Here is a 16,398-nt window from a genome sequence, read left to right as displayed (position 1 = left end):
CCGGGAAGGTCGTGCCGATGGAAACGGTCAGGTCCGGGAGGTCTCAGGCCCGGGATGTCTTGAGGCCCGAGATGCTGAGGGGTTCGCTGCCCATGTGCTTCTGGGCCCGCTTGTTCTTGCTGTGCAGGTCGGCGTAGTAGTCGCGGTCCAGGTCGATGACGTTCTTCGAGAAGAGCATCCAGGACAGGGTGTCGCGGTGCTTGAAGCCGGCCGGGGTGAGCTGAATGCGGTTCGTGGGCAGCCGGCGCAGCAGCCCGACCTCCTCGGCCGCCTCCAGCACGGGCTCGAAGAGGTGCGCCATCTCCTGGTACCCGAAGCGGTTCAGCTCGTTGAGGTCCAGGTCGAAGGTGTCCAGGACCAACCGCTTCCGGATGATCTCCTCGTCGTTGAGGACGAAGCCGGTGAGCGGGGTCAGTTCGTGGTTCTTGGCCTTGGTGATGTAGTCCGCGACCTCGGTCAGGCTCGGCTTGACGTTCCCGACCATGTAGTCGACCGAGCTGGTGTAGCTGCGCGCCCCGGCGCCCAGACCCAGCAGCGGAACGCCGTGGAAGGTCAGGACCTTCTGCTGGTAGCCGCCGCGCCCCAGCTTCTTGTAGCGGACGTTCGACTCCTGCACGTACCCGGCGGCGCGGAACGTGGCGTTCGCGTAGTCGTACCGCTCGTACAGGTCGGGGCTCATCATGTACTGGTACGCGCCGGTCTTGGAGAACCACGCGTCCGGCCGGACGGTCAGGAAGTAGGTGCTGATCGTCTCGGGGGCGAGCGCCGTCAGTTCGTCGACCGAGTGCCGCCAGCTCTCCGGGGTCTGCCCGGCGAAGCCCATGATCAGATCGGTGCTCAGGTTGGGCAGCTGTTTCTCGCGGGTGATCTCGATGGCCCGGCGGATGACGTCCTCGCCCGCCTGGCCCCGGCCGGCCTCCCGGATCTCCGAGGGCACCAGGGACTGGATGCCGATGTTGGCCCGGGTGAGGCCCAGGGCGATCAGGCCCTCCAGGGTGCCGGGCTCCTTGACGATGGAGTCCGGAGTGGCCTCGATGGCCACCTCCTCGACCGTGCTCCGCCAGTTCGGGTACACCTCGTCCAGCGTGGCGAAGAGCTGCTCGAAGTGACGCAGGCTCAGCAAGCTCGGGGTTCCGCCGCCGATGTAGATGGTGCGCAGCCGCCGGCTCTGGATGATCTCCGTGTGGTCGCGGATCTGCGTACAGAGGGCGTCCATGTACGCGTCGTACACGTCCATGTCCTCGGAGATGACGGTGTACAGGTTGCAGAACCCGCATTTGTACCGGCAGAACGGCACATGCAGATACAGGTTGAGCTCAGGAACGGGGTGCCGCTGCAGGTCCTCGGCCCAGATATCCCGGATGTTCCGGGTTCCGTTCAGTGGGCGGTAGGCGGAGCGGGAAGGGTACGCGTAGTTGAAGGGCGGAATGACGCCCTGCTCGATGTGCCGGCTGAGCTCGTCGCGAATGGCGCTCATCGTTCCTGGGTCCTTACCTGTGGAGGTCGACGTCGAACTGCCTGCCAACGGGGAGCGGTGCCACAGATCCGTGCGGCACGGAAAGAGACATGGAGTGAAAGCGGCGCGGTCCGAGGACACGCGTGGGCGATGGGTGGGCTGTGCCCTTTCCCCGCAAGCCTCCCCCGGAGGCTGTGCTCTCCACCAACTGCTCTTAACAGCAGGCGTGTTGGCTGGTCGGTACGCCAGTGGCGGAGGTGGTGCCAGTAGACATCCGGCGGCGAGAGGCGCGACAGGAACAGAACCTACGACGATGGCCGGGCGGCATTCGTCGCCTCCTCCCAAATTGTCCACAGTGTGAGATCGCGAATATCCGAGGGGCCCTGTGGGGCTCGGTGCGGTTACGGTCGCCGAACCGAATTTGCCTACAGGACAACCGAGTTGAGTTTCACCATGCGGAACTTGACTGATCTGAAAAGAAGTTGAATACCCTCGGCACGAAAAGCACGCATCAAAAGCCCAGTTGAAGGCTGCGCGGCCTTCACTCGGCAGTCACATGCGGAATCCCGGGCCGAGCGCATTTCCCCACGACCACGCCGTCGTCGCCGGGAATCGCCCGATCGAACTGGAGTGAGACTTGACCGCGTCCGACATCAAACGCATCGCGTACATCCGGTCGATCCCGGTCTCCCGGGCCGGCCCCTACATTCCGGAGCTGGCCCGGACCGTGACCGACGCCGGCCGCGAGGCCCGCATCTTCTACACGGACGGCGACTGCGACGCCGCGGACTTCCCCGGCGGCACCTGGGAGAAACTGCCGGAGGACGCCACCCCCGACCAGATCGTCGACCGGGTCCGCGCCTGGGGGGCCGACGGCGTCGTCTCGCTGTCCTTCCCCGACGAGGCGGGGCTGCGGGACGCCGTGGTGAAGGAGAAGCTGGCCCGGCACGGCATCCCGATGGTCTCCAACGGCCTCGACCCCTCCCGGCTGCTCGCCGACAAGTGGGAGACCAAGAAGATCCTGGCCGACCACGGCCTGGACACCCCGCACGGCATGCTCGTCGACGGCACCCTGCTGAAGAACGGTGCCGCCGAGGTGCCGGTCTACGCCGACATCATCCGCCTCAAGGCGGAGGAGATCGGCTACCCGCTGCTGACGAAGGCGGTATGGGGCAGCTCGGGCAACGGCATCCGCTTCATCCGCGACCGGGCGGAGCTGGAGGAGTACCTGGCCACCCCCGACGAGGGGAACCACGTCCTGGAGCGGTGCATCACCGGCGAGCTGTGCACGGTCGAACTCGTGGGCGCCGACGGCGAGTACGCCGTACAGCCGCTGTGCTTCACCGGGCCGACCGGCGGCCGGCCGACCTTCGCCTTCTGGGAGCTGCGGTCGTCCGCGCCCCGGCCGGCGGACGACGCCGCCTTTGAACCGGTGGCCGAGAAACTGAAGAAGCTGTGCACCACCCTCGGCATCACCGGGGTGATCAACCTGGACATCATCTACAGCGGCGGCACCTACTACGTCCTGGAGATCAACCCCCGGGTCTCCGGCGCCACCGCCCTCGGCGTGGCCGCCTCGGGCCGCAACACCTACCTCGGCATGACGGAGATCCTGCTCGGCCAGTGGCAGGCCCCGGCCGGCCCGGTGCTGCCCCGACGCCGCTGGTCCCTCGAATTCCCGGTCCACAACGTGACCGACGCCTTCGTGGAGCAGGCCGAACAGGCCCTGGACGTCGTACAGATCACCCCCACCCTCGTGGTCGACGGGCGTGAGTACGGCGGTCTGATGATCGCCTCCTGCGAGTACGGCGACGAGGCCCGCTTCCTCCAGGTGATCACGGACCTGGACACCACCCACCAGGTGCTCAGGCCGGAGATGCGCACGCAGCTGGGGGAACTGCTCACCGGCTCCGCCGCGCAGTCCGGCCCCGCCACCCGGCTCACCGGCCCCGCCGCGCAGGCCGCCGTCACCGAGCAGGCCGTCACCGAGCAGGCCGCCACCGGACAGGCCGCTGCCACCGCGCCGGCCGCCGCCACCGGCCGGGCCACCGTCTGACCGGCCGTACCAGCGCCTCCCGCACCGCCCGCACGAAAGGCCCCGTTCCCATGCCCGAGCCGTACGTCCATGTGCCGGCCACCGAGATCCTCGCAGCCCTCACCGAACACGACGAGATCGCGATCAAGCACCTGCGCGAGTCCTGGGACGGCCTGGAGGCCGACCGCTACCTGCGGGCCGGCGCCGCCTACCGACGGCGCCGTTACAGCGAGTTCCACCTGAACCGCGGCACGCTAAAGCGCGTCCCCCACGGGGCCTTCCGCCAGGCGGCGGAGATCAACCCGCTGCACGGCGGGGCGGCCCGGGAGTTCGCCCCGATCGAGCAGGAGGTGGCCGAGTCCCCGGTGCTCGCGGCGCTCGTCCGCGCCCTGCTCGACCGGCTCCCCGGCAGCTTCGACGTCTCCACCGGCGCCGTCGGCATCCACCAGATCCGCATCATCGCCTCCCGCGACGCGGAGGGCCTGCCGGCGCCGGAGGGCGTCCACGAGGACGGCCACCACTTCGTGGCCCAGGTCCTGATGCGCCGCGAGAACGTCGAGGGCGGCGTCTCCCAGCTGTACGACCGGGAGATGACCCCGCTCTTCCGTACGCTGCTCACCGAGCCGTTCGAGACGGTCGTCATCGACGACCGGCGGGTCTTCCACGGGGTCTCGGCAGTCGAGGTCGCCGGAGACCTGCCGGTGGGGGTCCGGGACATGATGCTCGTCGACTTCTTCCCGCGCGACGCCGAGGACCGCCCCGACTTCTTTCCGCGCGACGCCGAGGACCGCCCCGACTTCTTTCCGCGCGACGCCGAGGACCGCCCCGACGACTGTCCCGGTCCGCGATGACCGGGCGCGAGCTGCTGGACAAGTGGGGCCTGCCGGACCTGGCGGGGAACGGCCGCTTCGTCTCCGCGAACGTCATGGACAGCCTGGGCAACGGACTGGTCCTGGCCTTCACCGTCCTCTACTTCACCACCACGACCTCGCTGCCCCTCGGCGCCATCGGCGCCGCCCTCTCGCTCGGACAGCTCCTCGCCCTGCCCACGCCCGTCGTGGCCGGCGCGCTGATCGACCGGTTCGGCTCCCGTACGGTCGTCATCGGCGCCAACCTCATGTCGGCCATCGGGTTCTGCGCCTTCCTGGCCGCGGACGCCGTATGGAAGATCGTGGCGGTCCAGTTCGTCGTCCAGGCCGGGTCGAGCATCTACTGGACCTCCAGCCGCAGCCTCGTCCTCCTCGCGGCCCGCCGCCGGGACCACGCCCGCTGGTTCGGCTTCATCAGCGCCCTGCGGAACATCGGCGGGGGCTTCGGAGCCGCCGTCGCGTCGCTTGCGATCGCCTGGGGGAGCGAATGGGTCCGGGCCCTGGTCCTGGCCAACGCGCTGAGCTTCGTGATCGCCGCCTGCCTGCTCGCGGGCTGGCGCCCGGCGACCCCGGAACGCGCGCCCGGGCCCGCCCGCCCGGCCGGCGGCGGAGGGTACGGCGCGGTGCTGCGCGACCTGCGCTACCTGCGGCTGGTCGTGGCGAATCTGGCGTACGTGCTGGCCGCGAGCGTGCTGCCGGTCCTGCTCGCCCTCTACATCACCGAGGTGCTGCACGCCTCGGCCTGGCTGGTGGGGGCGTGCATGGTCGGCAACATGGTCCTCGTCGCGCTGGTCCAGACCCTGGTCGCCCGCATGATCGAGCGCCGCCGCCCGGCCCGCGTCCTGGCCCTGGCCGGCGTGGTCAACGCCGCGGCCTTCGCCGTCTTCGGCCTGGTCCTCGCCGTCCCCGGCTGGATGGTGGCCGGGGGCCTGCTGCTGGCGATGGCGGTGTTCACGGCGGCCGAGATGCTCAGCATGCCCTCCAGCAGCGAACTCAGCGCCTCCCTGGCGCCGGAACACATCCGCGGCCGCTATCTGGGCGTCTTCCAGCTCTCCTGGAGCCTCGGGAACGCCCTGGCCCCCGCCGTACTCACCACGCTCCTGGGCCACGGGCCGGCCTGGCCCTGGGTGGTCCTGGGCGCGGTGAACCTGCTCGCGGTGCCGCTGGTGCTGAGCCTCGGAGACTCCGCACTGGGGGATCCCGCGCTGGACGACACCGCTCCGGGGGACGAGGCCCCTCAGCGGCACCCCCTGACCGACACGGCGGAACACCGCTGAGCGGCGCACATCGCACAAGGCTGAGCGGCGCACATCGCACGACGACGGGAAAAGATTCAGGTGTCAGCGTTCGCAAGTCTCACGACAGTTACCCGGATCGCGGGCCCCGCCCTGCCCGCGATCTCCTTCGCGGCACGCCTGCCCGCCGCGATCTGCCCCATCGCCACCCTCCTGATGCTGACGGAACTCAACAGCATCGGCAGGGCCGGAATCGCCGCCGGGATGCTGTGGACGGGCCAGGCCGTGGGCGGACCGTTCCTCGGACGCTACGCCGACCGCCGAGGCCACCGCCCGGTCATCCTGGCGGCGTCCCTCGCCAACGCCACGGCCGTCGCGTTCTTCGTCGTATCGGCCCTGACCGCGATGCCGCTCGTCGTACAGGCGGCGCTCGCCGCCGTCGTCGGGCTCACCGTGCCGCAGATCGGGCCGCTCTCCCGCACCCGCTGGATCGTCCTGACGGACCCCAAGGACGGCAGAAGTCCGTCATCCGCGAGGGACGCGAGGGACGCGAGGGACGCGAGGGACGCGAGAGAGGCGAGGGAGGCGAGGGACGCGAGGGACGCGAGGGACGCGAGGGACGCGAGGGAGGTGAGGGAGGTGAGGGAGGCGAGGGAGGCGAGAGAGGCGAGGGAGTTGACCAGCCGGGCACTCTCCTTCGACACGACGGTCGACGAACTCAGCTTCATGGTCGGCCCCGCGCTCGCCGGCGTGACGGTCGTCCTGATCCACCCGGCGGCCGGACTCGTCCTCGCCGGGCTGGTCATGGCGGTGTTCGGCACGCTCTTCGCCCTCCACCCCACCGCGCCGCCGGGCACACCGCCCCGGACCTCGGCCCCCGTACGGCTGCTGCACCCGGCTCTGCTGGCCCTCTTCGCCATGGCGCTGCTCCAGGGGATGATCTGGGGAAGCGCCAACGCGGGCACCAGCGCCCTGTCCGCCCACCTCGGCGACACCGGAACAGCCGGCCTCGTCTGGGGCGCCATGGCCGTGACCAGCGCGCTGACCGGCCTGGCCATCACGATGCGGCCCATCGCCCTGGAACTGACGCTCCAACTCCGCCTCGCCATCGTCGCCCAGGCCCTGCTGCTGCTCCCACTCCTCCTGGTCGACAGCTTCCTCGGCGCGACCGCCGCCATCGCCGCCATCGGGTTCGCCGTGGCCCCGCACCTGATCGCGGTGTTCACCCTCACGGAACAGGTGGCACCGCTGGAACGGATGGGCGAGGCGATGACACTCCTCGGCAGCGGCCTCATCGTCGGCCAGGGCATGGCCGCGCTGGCGGCGGGACAACTGGCCCAGCACCACGGACACCCCAGCGCGTTCCTGCTGACCTGCGCCTCGGGAGCCGTGGCGTCCCTGGTCGCGCTCACCCTCGTACGCCCGGGGACCATCAGCCCGTACCGCGCGGCGCACGTGCCGGAGGCGGAACCGCGCAGGGTGGCTGCCGACTGATGCGGGACGGCGGGCGCGGTACGGGTGCGCGGCGGCCCGGCGGCCCGGCGGGCCGGTCTCCGCGACGCCCACCCCACCCGACCCCACCCCATCCGACCGGAGGGAAACCCCGCTGTGATCCTCACCCTCGTACCCGACATCGGGGACGTTCCCGCCGCCCGGTGGGACGCCCTGTCCGCACAGGCGGGCCTCTACCTCTCGCACCGCTGGCTCGCCGCCCAGCAGCAGGACCCCACCGCCCGGGTCCACTACGCCCTGGTTCACGACGACGGCCACCTGGTCGCCGCAGCACCGCTGTACGTGGTCGACACCGAACCCAACGACCTCTACCGCGTGCACGAACTCCTCCCCGCCCGCGCCCCGGCCCGTACCCTCCTCGCGGGAGCCCGCCGCGGCTACCTCAACGCCCCTCTGCTCCACCCGCTCCTCACCCCCGCCCGACGCCGCGAGGCACTGGACCGGCTCGTGACGGCGGCCGGAACCCTCGCCACCGCCGAGAACGCCGTGCCGTGGTGGCTGTACGTCACCGACGAGGCGGCCGCCGAACTCGCCGACGCCTGCGGCACCAAGCCCGTACAACTGAACCAGGACGCCCGCATCCCGCTGCCCGGCACGACGTTCGACGACTACCTCGCCGCCCTGCCCTCGAAGCGGCGCGTCACGATCCGCCGCGAACGCCGGGCCTTCGCCGAAGCCGGATACGAACGGCGCACCCTGCGGCTCTCCGAGTGCGCCGACACCGCCGGCGCCCTGGCCGCGCAACTCCAGGCACGCCACGGCCACCCGGCGGACCCCGCCGTCATGGCCGCGATCCTGCGCGACCAGGCCGAGGGCATGGCCGACAGCGGCACCGTCCACGCCGCGTTCTCCGGCCGCCACATGGTCGCCTTCAGCCTCGCCTACCACCACGCGGGCACCGTCTGGATCCGCTCCACCGGATACGACTACGCCCGCCTGCGGGGCGCCCACGAATACTTCAACCTCGTCTACTACCTCCCCATCGAGGACGCCTACGCCCACGGCGCCACCGCCCTCCACCTCGGCATGGAGTCCCTCCGCGCCAAGACTCTCCGGGGGGCGGTGACGTCGCCGCTGTGGGCGGTGGAAGGCAGGAGCGAGACCACCGCCTGACGCGTCGGCCGTGACACCGGAACCCCCAGTGCTTCGCCCCCGCCCCGTGGCGCGCGGGTGTCCTGGAGGCGGGTGCGCGAGGATTAGGAGCACGGCCAACCGACTTGCGCAGACCACCTCCCCGTACCTCCTCCAGCACGCCGTCAATCCCGTCGACTGGTGGCCCTGGTCGCCCGAGGCGTTCGAGAAGGCCAGGAAGCGGGACGTGCCCGTGCTTCTCAGCGTGGGGTACGCCAGCTGCCACTGGTGCCAGTGAACTCGCGAACCCAGTAGCTGGGGCGTGCTCACACTTCTTTGATGATTACGCGCTCCCCGCAGAGTTTCGACCAGTCGTCATGGTCGGAAGTCAGAACGATCACGGGGGCCGGGACACGGAGCGCGAGCGCGGCGACGAGGGCGTCGATTGCGTACTTGTGCCCATGCAGCCCGCCCGCGTCCCGGAGCAGGGCCACCGCGATGAGGGAATCCTCCTGACTGACCGGTTCCACCCGCAGCCGGGAGAGCAGCCATTTCAAGCGCGGAAGGTCGGTCTTCCCTTGTACGGCTTCAACAATGGTCAGCGGGGACACGAGGACGGGAACCCCGGCCTGCCGGGAGGCCTCGATGCGAGCCGCCATACCGCGGTCGTTGCGCAGGAGCAGAGAGAGCGCCTCGGAGTCGAGCACCAGCGAGCGGGCCGGCTGTTCCTTCACGCAGCGCCCCGTTCGGCGTTCTCGTCTCCGAACAGCTCACGACGAGCGGCTTCGATCTCCTGCTCAGTGAGCGCGCCGTGATCTTCTTCATAGGCTCTGACGATCTCGGCGAGCCCGTCCATGGCGAGCTGACGCCTCACGGCCTCGGTGATGTAGCTGGATAGGCCTCCGCGCCCGGTTCTTGAGCGGAGTTCACTGACCAGTTCGGCGGGCATGGACACGGAGATGTTCTCAGTGGTCCCAGCTCGGGTCGACTTCATACTCAGAGTGTAGGACAAGCGCTATTACAATGAGCTGCCCTGAACCCAGACGAGCTTCCCCGCCTGGGGCACCGGGTGACCCACTCGCCGTCGTCACCGAAGTTCTGAACTGATCGTTTTCGAACGGAATTGAGGGCTCCGTTGCCTCCTGTCGGGCGGGCTGGGCTGGAACAGGTGGAACGGCGGCGGACCTATAGATCGAGGAGGAGCCCTGCCCCGGCCGGCGTTTCCGCCGCTGCGGTCAGCCGCTCTGGGGTGGCTGCCCCGTGGCGCGCGGGTGTCCTGGAGGCGGGTGCGCGAGGATTGGGGCATGGCCAACCGACTTGCGCAGACCACCTCCCCGTACCTCCTCCAGCACGCCGACAATCCCGTCGACTGGTGGCCCTGGTCGCCCGAGGCGTTCGAGGAGGCCAGGAAGCGGGACGTGCCCGTGCTGCTCAGCGTGGGGTACGCCAGTTGCCACTGGTGTCACGTCATGGCCCACGAATCGTTCGAGGACGAGACCGTCGCCGCCTACCTCAACGCGCACTTCGTGCCCGTGAAGGTCGACCGGGAGGAGCGGCCCGACGTCGACGCCGTGTACATGGAGGCCGTTCAGGCGGCCACCGGGCACGGTGGGTGGCCGATGACCGTCTTTCTCACTGCGGACGCCGAACCCTTCTACTTCGGGACCTACTTCCCGCCCGAGCCCCGGCACGGCTCGCCCTCCTTCCAGCAGGTGCTGGAAGGGGTCACGGCCGCCTGGACCGACCGGAGGGAAGAGGTCGCCGAGGTGGCCGGGCGGATCGTGGCCGATCTGGCGGGGCGGTCGCTGGTCCACGGTGGGGACGGGGTGCCGGGGGAGTCGGAGGTCGCTCAGGCCCTGCTCGGGCTCACCCGGGAGTACGACCAGCAGCACGGCGGGTTCGGGGGTGCGCCCAAGTTCCCGCCGGCCATGGCTGTGGAGTTCCTGCTGCGGCACTACGCGCGGACCGGGGCCGAGGGAGCCCTCCAGATGGCCGCCGACACCTGTGCTGCGATGGCCCGCGGCGGGATCTACGACCAGCTCGGCGGCGGGTTCGCACGGTACTCCGTGGACCGGGAGTGGATCGTCCCGCACTTCGAGAAGATGCTCTACGACAACGCCCTGCTCTGCCGGGTGTACGCCCATCTCTGGCGGGCCACCGGGTCGGACGAGGCCCGGCGGATCGCCCTGGAGACCGCCGACTTCCTGGTCCGCGAGTTGCGGACCGCCGAGGGCGGGTTCGCCTCCGCCCTCGACGCCGACAGCGAGGACCAGCAGGGAAAGCATGTCGAAGGTGCTTTTTACGTGTGGACTCCCGCGCAGTTGCGTGACGTGCTCGGGGAGGACGACGCCGCCTTCGCCGCCGCCTACTTCGGGGTGACCGAGGACGGCACCTTCGAGGAGGGCGCCTCCGTGCTCCGGCTGCCGGGGGACACCGGGCCCGTGGACGCCGACCGGGTCGCGGGCGTACGGGCCCGGCTGCTGGCCGCCCGTGCGGAGCGGCCGCGTCCGGGGCGGGACGACAAAGTTGTTGCTGCCTGGAACGGGCTTGCTATTGCCGCCCTTGCCGAGACCGGCGCCTACTTCGACCGGCCCGACCTCGTGGAGCGGGCCACCGAGGCCGCTGACCTGCTCGTGCGGGTGCATCTGGGCGAGGTGGCCCGGCTGACCCGTACGTCCAAGGACGGGCGCGCCGGGGACAACGCCGGGGTGCTGGAGGACTACGGCGATGTGGCGGAGGGCTTCCTCGCGCTGGCTGCGGTGACGGGGGAGGGCGCCTGGCTGGAGTTCGCCGGGTTCCTGCTGGACATCGTGCTGGAGCAGTTCACGGGGGAGGGCGGCCAGTTGTACGACACCGCCCACGATGCCGAGCAGCTCATCCGGCGGCCCCAGGATCCGACCGACAGCGCCACCCCGTCCGGGTGGACGGCCGCCGCTGGGGCGCTCCTCACCTACGCCGCGTACACCGGGTCCGAGGCCCATCGCAGCGCCGCCGAGGGCGCGCTCGGTGTGGTGAAGGCGCTGGGCCCGCGTGTCCCCCGCTTCGTCGGCTGGGGTCTCGCGGTCGCCGAAGGGCTGCTCGACGGGCCCCGGGAGGTCGCCGTGGCGGGACCGGTCGGCGGTGAGCTGCACCGGACGGCGCTGCTGGGGCGGGCCCCGGGTGCGGTGGTCGCGGCCGGCGAGGGGCCGGGGGCGGGGGCCGAGTTCCCGCTGCTGGTGGACCGGCCGCTGGTGGGCGGGGAGCCGACCGCGTACGTCTGCCGGCACTTCGTGTGCGACGCGCCGACCACCGATGCGGGGGAGCTGGCGGCCAAGCTGGGTGGCTTCGGGGGCTGAGTGCCGCCCAGGGCAGCGATGAGGGGCCGGTCGTGCTGCGTGACCGGCCCCTCATCCGCGGAACGTTCGGTGGTGACCGGCCCCCCATATGCGTAACGTTCCGTGGTGACCGGCCCTCATCCGCGTAACGCTTCGTGCTTATGCGTGCTGGTACGCGACCAGCGAGATGCCCACGTAGTGCGCGATGAACGCCGCCAGCGTCAGCGAGTGGAAGACCTCGTGGAAGCCGAACCAGCGCGGCGACGGGTTCGGCTTCTTGATGCCGTAGATCACGCCGCCCGCGCTGTACAGCAGCCCGCCCACCACGACGAGGACCAGGACCGCGATACCGCCGGCCCGCATGAAGTCGGGCAGGAAGAAGACCGCCGCCCAGCCCATCGCGATGTAGCAGGGCGTGTAGAGCCAGCGCGGTGCGCCGACCCAGAAGACGCGGAAGGCGATGCCCGCCGCCGCGGCCGCCCAGACCGCCCACAGCAGGGGCCGGGCCGTCGACTCGGGGAGCAGGAGCAGCGTCAGCGGGGTGTAGGTGCCCGCGATGATCAGGAAGATGTTCGCGTGGTCCAGGCGGCGGAGCACCGCCTCGCCGCGCGGCCCCCAGGTGCCGCGGTGGTAGACCGCGCTCACGCCGAACAGCAGGCAGGCGCTGAGGATGTAGACGGTGCAGGCGATCCGGCCCGTCGTGCTGTCGGTCAGCGCGATCAGTGTGATGCCGGCGACGACGACCGCCGGGAACATTCCGGCGTGCAGCCAGCCGCGCATTCTCGGTTTGACGGGGGTGGGGTCGAGTACGACGGGGCCCGGGGTCGCGGCGTCAGCGGCAACGTCAGTCATACCTCGCATGCTACCTACGCCACCGTAGGTAGTGGATATAGGGCGCAAATGAGTGGCGATGCTCACGTGTGAGGCCCCCTGGACAGATGGGCGGATCGGCCGGATGATCAAATGAGTGCAGTCGGCACCGGATGAGCGCCAGGGGAATTCGAAGGGTACGAAGCATCCGGGTCGCAGCCCCCACGGGGCCTACAGACAACTGACACCCTCAACGTAGGAGCGATCGTGGCGCGCGACATCGCGGCTCCCCTCACTGTCCCCACCCACCACCAGGAGCTCGTCTCCTGGGTCGACGAGATCGCAGCCATCACCCAGCCGGACCGGGTGGTCTGGTGCGACGGCTCCGAGGCCGAGTACGAGCGCCTGTGCGGGGAGCTCGTCGCCAAGGGCACGTTCACCAAGCTGGACGAGATCAAGCGGCCGAACTCGTACTACGCCGCGTCCGACCCCACCGACGTCGCCCGCGTCGAGGACCGTACGTTCATCTGCTCCAAGGAGGAGAAGGACGCGGGGCCGACCAACCACTGGAAGGACCCCGCCGAGATGCGGGAGATCTTCACTGGTGCCGACGGTGTCTTCCGTGGGTCCATGCGCGGGCGCACCATGTACGTCGTCCCCTTCTGCATGGGGCCCGTCGGCTCGCCCCTCTCCGCCATCGGCGTCGAGATCACCGACTCGGCGTACGTCGCCGTCTCCATGCGCACCATGACCCGCATGGGCCAGGCGGTCCTGGACGAGCTGGGCACCGACGGCTTCTTCGTGAAGGCCGTCCACACCCTGGGCGCACCCCTGGAGGAGGGCCAGGAGGACGTCCCGTGGCCCTGCAACACCACCAAGTACATCTCGCACTTCCCCGAGGACCGCGAGATCTGGTCGTACGGCTCCGGCTACGGCGGCAACGCCCTGCTCGGCAAGAAGTGTTACGCGCTCCGCATCGCGTCCGTCATGGCCCGCGACGAGGGCTGGCTGGCCGAGCACATGCTCATCCTCAAGCTGACGCCGCCGCGCGGGGAGAGCAAGTACGTCGCCGCCGCGTTCCCGTCCGCCTGTGGCAAGACCAACCTGGCCATGCTGGAGCCGACCATCCCCGGCTGGACCGTGGAGACCATCGGCGACGACATCGCCTGGATGCGGTTCGGCGAGGACGGCCGCCTCTACGCGATCAACCCCGAGGCCGGCTTCTTCGGCGTCGCGCCCGGCACCGGTGAGCACACCAACGCCAACGCCATGAAGACCATGTGGGGCAACTCCGTCTTCACCAACGTCGCGCTGACGGACGACGGCGACGTGTGGTGGGAGGGCATGACCGAGGAGGCGCCCGCGCACCTCACCGACTGGAAGGGCAACGACTGGACCCCCGAGTCCGGCACGCCCGCCGCCCACCCCAACGCCCGCTTCACCGTCCCCGCCGGACAGTGCCCGATCATCGCGCCCGAGTGGGAGGACCCCAAGGGCGTGCCGATCTCCGCGATCCTCTTCGGTGGCCGCCGCGCCTCCGCCGTACCGCTGGTCACCGAGTCCTTCGACTGGCAGCACGGCGTCTTCCTCGGTGCCAACGTCGCCTCCGAGAAGACCGCCGCCGCCGAGGGCAAGGTCGGCGAGCTGCGCCGCGACCCGTTCGCCATGCTGCCGTTCTGCGGCTACAACATGGGCGACTACATGAACCACTGGGTCAAGGTCGGTGCGGACAAGGCCGATCAGTCGAAGCTCCCGAAGATCTACTACGTGAACTGGTTCCGCAAGAACGAGGCGGGCAAGTTCGTGTGGCCCGGTTTCGGCGAGAACAGCCGCGTCCTCAAGTGGATCGTGGAGCGGCTGGAGGGCAAGGCCGAGGGCGTCGAGACCCCGATCGGCATCCTGCCGGCCAAGGGCGCGCTCGACACCGAGGGCCTGGACCTCGCCGAGTCCGACCTCGACTTCCTCCTCACCGTCGACAAGAAGGTCTGGCGCGAGGAGGCCGCCCTGGTCCCCGAGCACCTCAACACCTTCGGCGACCACACGCCCAAGGAGCTGTGGGACGAGTACCACGCGCTCGTCGAGCGCCTGGGCTGAGCCCGCCGCTCCTCCCGAACCCCGCGGCCGGGTCCATCGGACATCCGCCCTGACCTGTGGGGCCGAACGATCCGCCGCGGTACGGGGCCTGTCGTCGCGCCAGTCGTCGCCGACAGCCCCGGAGGGCTCGTCCCCGACCAAGGACACCCCTCCCGGCCCCCGAAACCCCCTCACGGTTCCGGGGGCCGCCCCTTTTCATGGTGAACGTCCATGAATCACCATCTCCTTGCGTGCAGGACCTTCACACTTGTCTGCTGAAGCTTCACCAGGTGCTGCGGCACATCCCGTGGCGTCGACGGACTTGTGGGGGAACGACGTTGAAGAGAACTCGGCACGGCAGACGTACGGCGGCGACCCTGACCGCGCTGGCCCTGGGCGCGGGCGGCCTGGCCTCCCTCGCCGCTCCGGCCATCGCTGCCACCGCCGCGGGCGGGGACAAAGTGGCGAAGCTGCCGATCGGTTCGTACTCGGAGTTGGTGGTCGACTCCGTCCACGAGCGCTTGTACATCAGCGACGACCGCCGCAGCCGCACGGGCGGCGAGGTGCAGGTCTACGACTTCGCCGGCACGAAGGTGGGCGTGCTGCCCACGGACAGCTCGCCGACCGGTATGGCCCTGAGCGCGGACGGCTCCACGCTCCACGTCTCCCAGTCGAACGGCATCCTCGCGTTCGACACCGCAACCGCGCAGCGCACCGCACTGGTCCGCGCCCACTACTCCGTGGAGTGCCCGCGTGACGTGGCCTTCGCCGGCGGGCGCCAGTGGTACGCCGAGACGGCGGCCACCGGCGACTGCGACAACAGGAACACCCGGCTCTTCGGGGTGGACGGCACCACCGCGGTCAGTACCGAATGGAACGACACGGGGAGACTGAGGCTGACGGAGGGCCCCGGGGCGCCGGACCGCCTCGTCATGGGCCAGTCCCGCGGCACCGGTGTCGCCGACCCCTTCCTCACCGTCTTCGACACGAGCGGCAGCACCCTGGTGCGCGGGCCCCAGCGACGGTTCGCGGGTGCAGGGGGCCAGGGCGCCCTGCACCTGAGGGACCTCGCGCTCTCCGCCGACGGGAAGCGGATCGCCGTCGCCGACGGGTCTGCCGGAACCCGGCTGCTGGACGCCTCCGACCTGTCCGACGCACCGGTCCCCTACCAGCCGCTGCCCGAGGGGGCGACGGCGACGGCGGTCGCCTTCGGGGGCGACGGCAAGTACGTCGCGCGGGGCGCCGCGGCCTCCGGAGGCACCGCCGACCTCCTGGTGCAGCCGGCGGACCCGGCCGACCGCACCGCGCCGGTGGAGTTCGCCTTCGAGGGCGCTCTCCAGGGCGATCTGGTCGCCTCCCGCGGCCTGGGCTGGTCCCAGGACGGGACACGGCTCTTCGCGATCACGAGCAACGTCTACGGCAACGAGTTCTGGCTGCACGTCATCCAGCCCCCCGCCGTCCAGTACGACGCACGCTTCACCGGCTCCCCGACCACCACGCCGGAGCAGCCCGTCGTCGGTGAACCGCTCGGTATCCGGGGCCGTCTGGAGCTGGACGGACCCGCGCCGGCCGAGCCGGCGAAGGTGTCGGCGGTGCGCCACGACGCCCGGGGCGACCGTGCGGTGCCCGCCGTCGAGGTCGAGGCGGACGGGACGTTCACCCTCCTGGACGTGCCGTCGTACGTGGGGGAGGCCACCTACACCCTCTCCTTCACCGGAAGCCTCGTTCACCGGCCCGCCGAGGACATCACGGTCGGTGTCACGGTCGCCAAGGCTCCGACCGCCATCACGCTGAGCGCTCCGGCGGAGGCGACGAAGGGTGAGGGTCTGGAGATCACCGGCAGGCTGACGGCGCAGGGCCGCGGCCTCCCGGCCGGTGTCACGCTCGCCGTGCAGCGGACTGACAAGAAGGGCTCCGGCGTCCTGACGTCGGCCGCCGTGGCGGCCGACGGGACATTCCGGATCAGCGACCTGCCGCGCGCCACCGGCAGTACGACGTACGAGGTCGGCTATGCCGGCGACGC

12 protein-coding genes and 1 pseudogene are annotated in these 16,398 nt (G+C 70.5%); 9 read left to right on the top strand and 4 right to left on the bottom strand.

The window, feature by feature from the left end; genetic code table 11:
- Positions 1-43 precede the first annotated feature (43 nt).
- On the bottom strand, positions 44-1,477 hold the full coding sequence (locus tag ACFWM7_RS24105) for a coproporphyrinogen-III oxidase family protein (RefSeq protein ID WP_383263745.1): 1,434 nt from the start codon (positions 1,475-1,477) through the stop codon (positions 44-46).
- A 616-nt stretch (positions 1,478-2,093) separates the two neighbouring features.
- Between ACFWM7_RS24105 and ACFWM7_RS24100 the strand changes: the two genes are divergently transcribed.
- The 6 genes and pseudogenes from ACFWM7_RS24100 to ACFWM7_RS24075 all read left to right on the top strand — a co-directional run.
- Positions 2,094-3,512, top strand: coding sequence for an acetyl-CoA carboxylase biotin carboxylase subunit family protein (locus ACFWM7_RS24100; RefSeq protein ID WP_383263742.1), 1,419 nt, complete (start codon positions 2,094-2,096; stop codon positions 3,510-3,512).
- Positions 3,513-3,562: 50 nt separating this feature from the next.
- Positions 3,563-4,342, top strand: coding sequence for a 2OG-Fe dioxygenase family protein (locus ACFWM7_RS24095; RefSeq protein ID WP_383263739.1), 780 nt, complete (start codon positions 3,563-3,565; stop codon positions 4,340-4,342).
- The gene (locus ACFWM7_RS24090; RefSeq protein ID WP_383263737.1) at positions 4,339-5,637 is read left to right on the top strand and encodes an MFS transporter; all 1,299 of its coding nucleotides are present in this window, start codon (positions 4,339-4,341) and stop codon (positions 5,635-5,637) included. The genes ACFWM7_RS24095 and ACFWM7_RS24090 overlap by 4 nt, the downstream gene beginning before the upstream one ends.
- A 60-nt stretch (positions 5,638-5,697) precedes the next feature.
- Positions 5,698-7,089, top strand: coding sequence for an MFS transporter (locus ACFWM7_RS24085; protein ID WP_383263735.1), 1,392 nt, complete (start codon positions 5,698-5,700; stop codon positions 7,087-7,089).
- Between the two features lie 114 nt (positions 7,090-7,203).
- A complete protein-coding gene (locus ACFWM7_RS24080) occupies positions 7,204-8,220 on the top strand; it encodes a GNAT family N-acetyltransferase (RefSeq protein ID WP_383263732.1) in 1,017 nt (338 codons plus the stop codon).
- Between the two features lie 82 nt (positions 8,221-8,302).
- Positions 8,303-8,470, top strand: a pseudogene (locus ACFWM7_RS24075) (DUF255 domain-containing protein); the annotation flags it as partial.
- A 34-nt stretch (positions 8,471-8,504) separates the two neighbouring features.
- Here the strand turns inward: ACFWM7_RS24075 and ACFWM7_RS24070 are convergent.
- Together ACFWM7_RS24070 and ACFWM7_RS24065 are read right to left on the bottom strand one after the other, a co-directional pair.
- Positions 8,505-8,912, bottom strand: a complete 408-nt coding sequence (locus ACFWM7_RS24070) for a PIN domain-containing protein (protein ID WP_383263731.1) — start codon at positions 8,910-8,912, stop codon at positions 8,505-8,507.
- Positions 8,909-9,172: a hypothetical protein gene (locus ACFWM7_RS24065; RefSeq protein WP_383263729.1), complete on the bottom strand. Its 264-nt coding sequence runs from the start codon at positions 9,170-9,172 to the stop codon at positions 8,909-8,911. The genes ACFWM7_RS24070 and ACFWM7_RS24065 overlap by 4 nt, the downstream gene beginning before the upstream one ends.
- A 310-nt stretch (positions 9,173-9,482) precedes the next feature.
- On the opposite strand from ACFWM7_RS24065, the gene ACFWM7_RS24060 reads away from it, so the two are divergent.
- Positions 9,483-11,513, top strand: coding sequence for a thioredoxin domain-containing protein (locus ACFWM7_RS24060; RefSeq protein ID WP_383263726.1), 2,031 nt, complete (start codon positions 9,483-9,485; stop codon positions 11,511-11,513).
- A 138-nt stretch (positions 11,514-11,651) separates the two neighbouring features.
- Here ACFWM7_RS24060 and ACFWM7_RS24055 read toward each other — a convergent pair whose 3' ends face one another.
- Positions 11,652-12,344 (bottom strand): hemolysin III family protein, encoded by a 693-nt coding sequence (locus ACFWM7_RS24055; protein ID WP_383263722.1) that lies wholly within the window; start codon positions 12,342-12,344, stop codon positions 11,652-11,654.
- Between the two features lie 225 nt (positions 12,345-12,569).
- On the opposite strand from ACFWM7_RS24055, the gene ACFWM7_RS24050 reads away from it, so the two are divergent.
- Positions 12,570-14,396 (top strand): phosphoenolpyruvate carboxykinase (GTP), encoded by a 1,827-nt coding sequence (locus ACFWM7_RS24050; RefSeq protein ID WP_383263719.1) that lies wholly within the window; start codon positions 12,570-12,572, stop codon positions 14,394-14,396.
- Between the two features lie 317 nt (positions 14,397-14,713).
- A partial coding sequence (locus ACFWM7_RS24045) for an Ig-like domain repeat protein (protein WP_383263716.1) occupies positions 14,714-16,398 on the top strand: 1,685 nt, incomplete at its 3' end.

The sequence above is a fragment of the Streptomyces sp. NPDC058375 genome (assembly GCF_042723425.1).
Classification (GTDB): Bacteria; Actinomycetota; Actinomycetes; order Streptomycetales; family Streptomycetaceae; genus Streptomyces; species Streptomyces durocortorensis.
The sequence above is the reverse complement of the archived record's forward strand: the minus strand, read 5'-3'. Positions and strand labels throughout refer to the sequence as shown.

Coding starts and splice junctions, on each gene's coding strand:
- ACFWM7_RS24105 (WP_383263745.1), bottom strand. CDS start 1,477: ATGAGCGCCATTCGCGACGAGCTCAGCCGGCACATCGAGCAGGGCGTC.
- ACFWM7_RS24095 (WP_383263739.1), top strand. CDS start 3,563: ATGCCCGAGCCGTACGTCCATGTGCCGGCCACCGAGATCCTCGCAGCC.
- ACFWM7_RS24090 (WP_383263737.1), top strand. CDS start 4,339: ATGACCGGGCGCGAGCTGCTGGACAAGTGGGGCCTGCCGGACCTGGCG.
- ACFWM7_RS24065 (WP_383263729.1), bottom strand. CDS start 9,172: ATGAAGTCGACCCGAGCTGGGACCACTGAGAACATCTCCGTGTCCATG.
- ACFWM7_RS24060 (WP_383263726.1), top strand. CDS start 9,483: ATGGCCAACCGACTTGCGCAGACCACCTCCCCGTACCTCCTCCAGCAC.
- ACFWM7_RS24055 (WP_383263722.1), bottom strand. CDS start 12,344: ATGACTGACGTTGCCGCTGACGCCGCGACCCCGGGCCCCGTCGTACTC.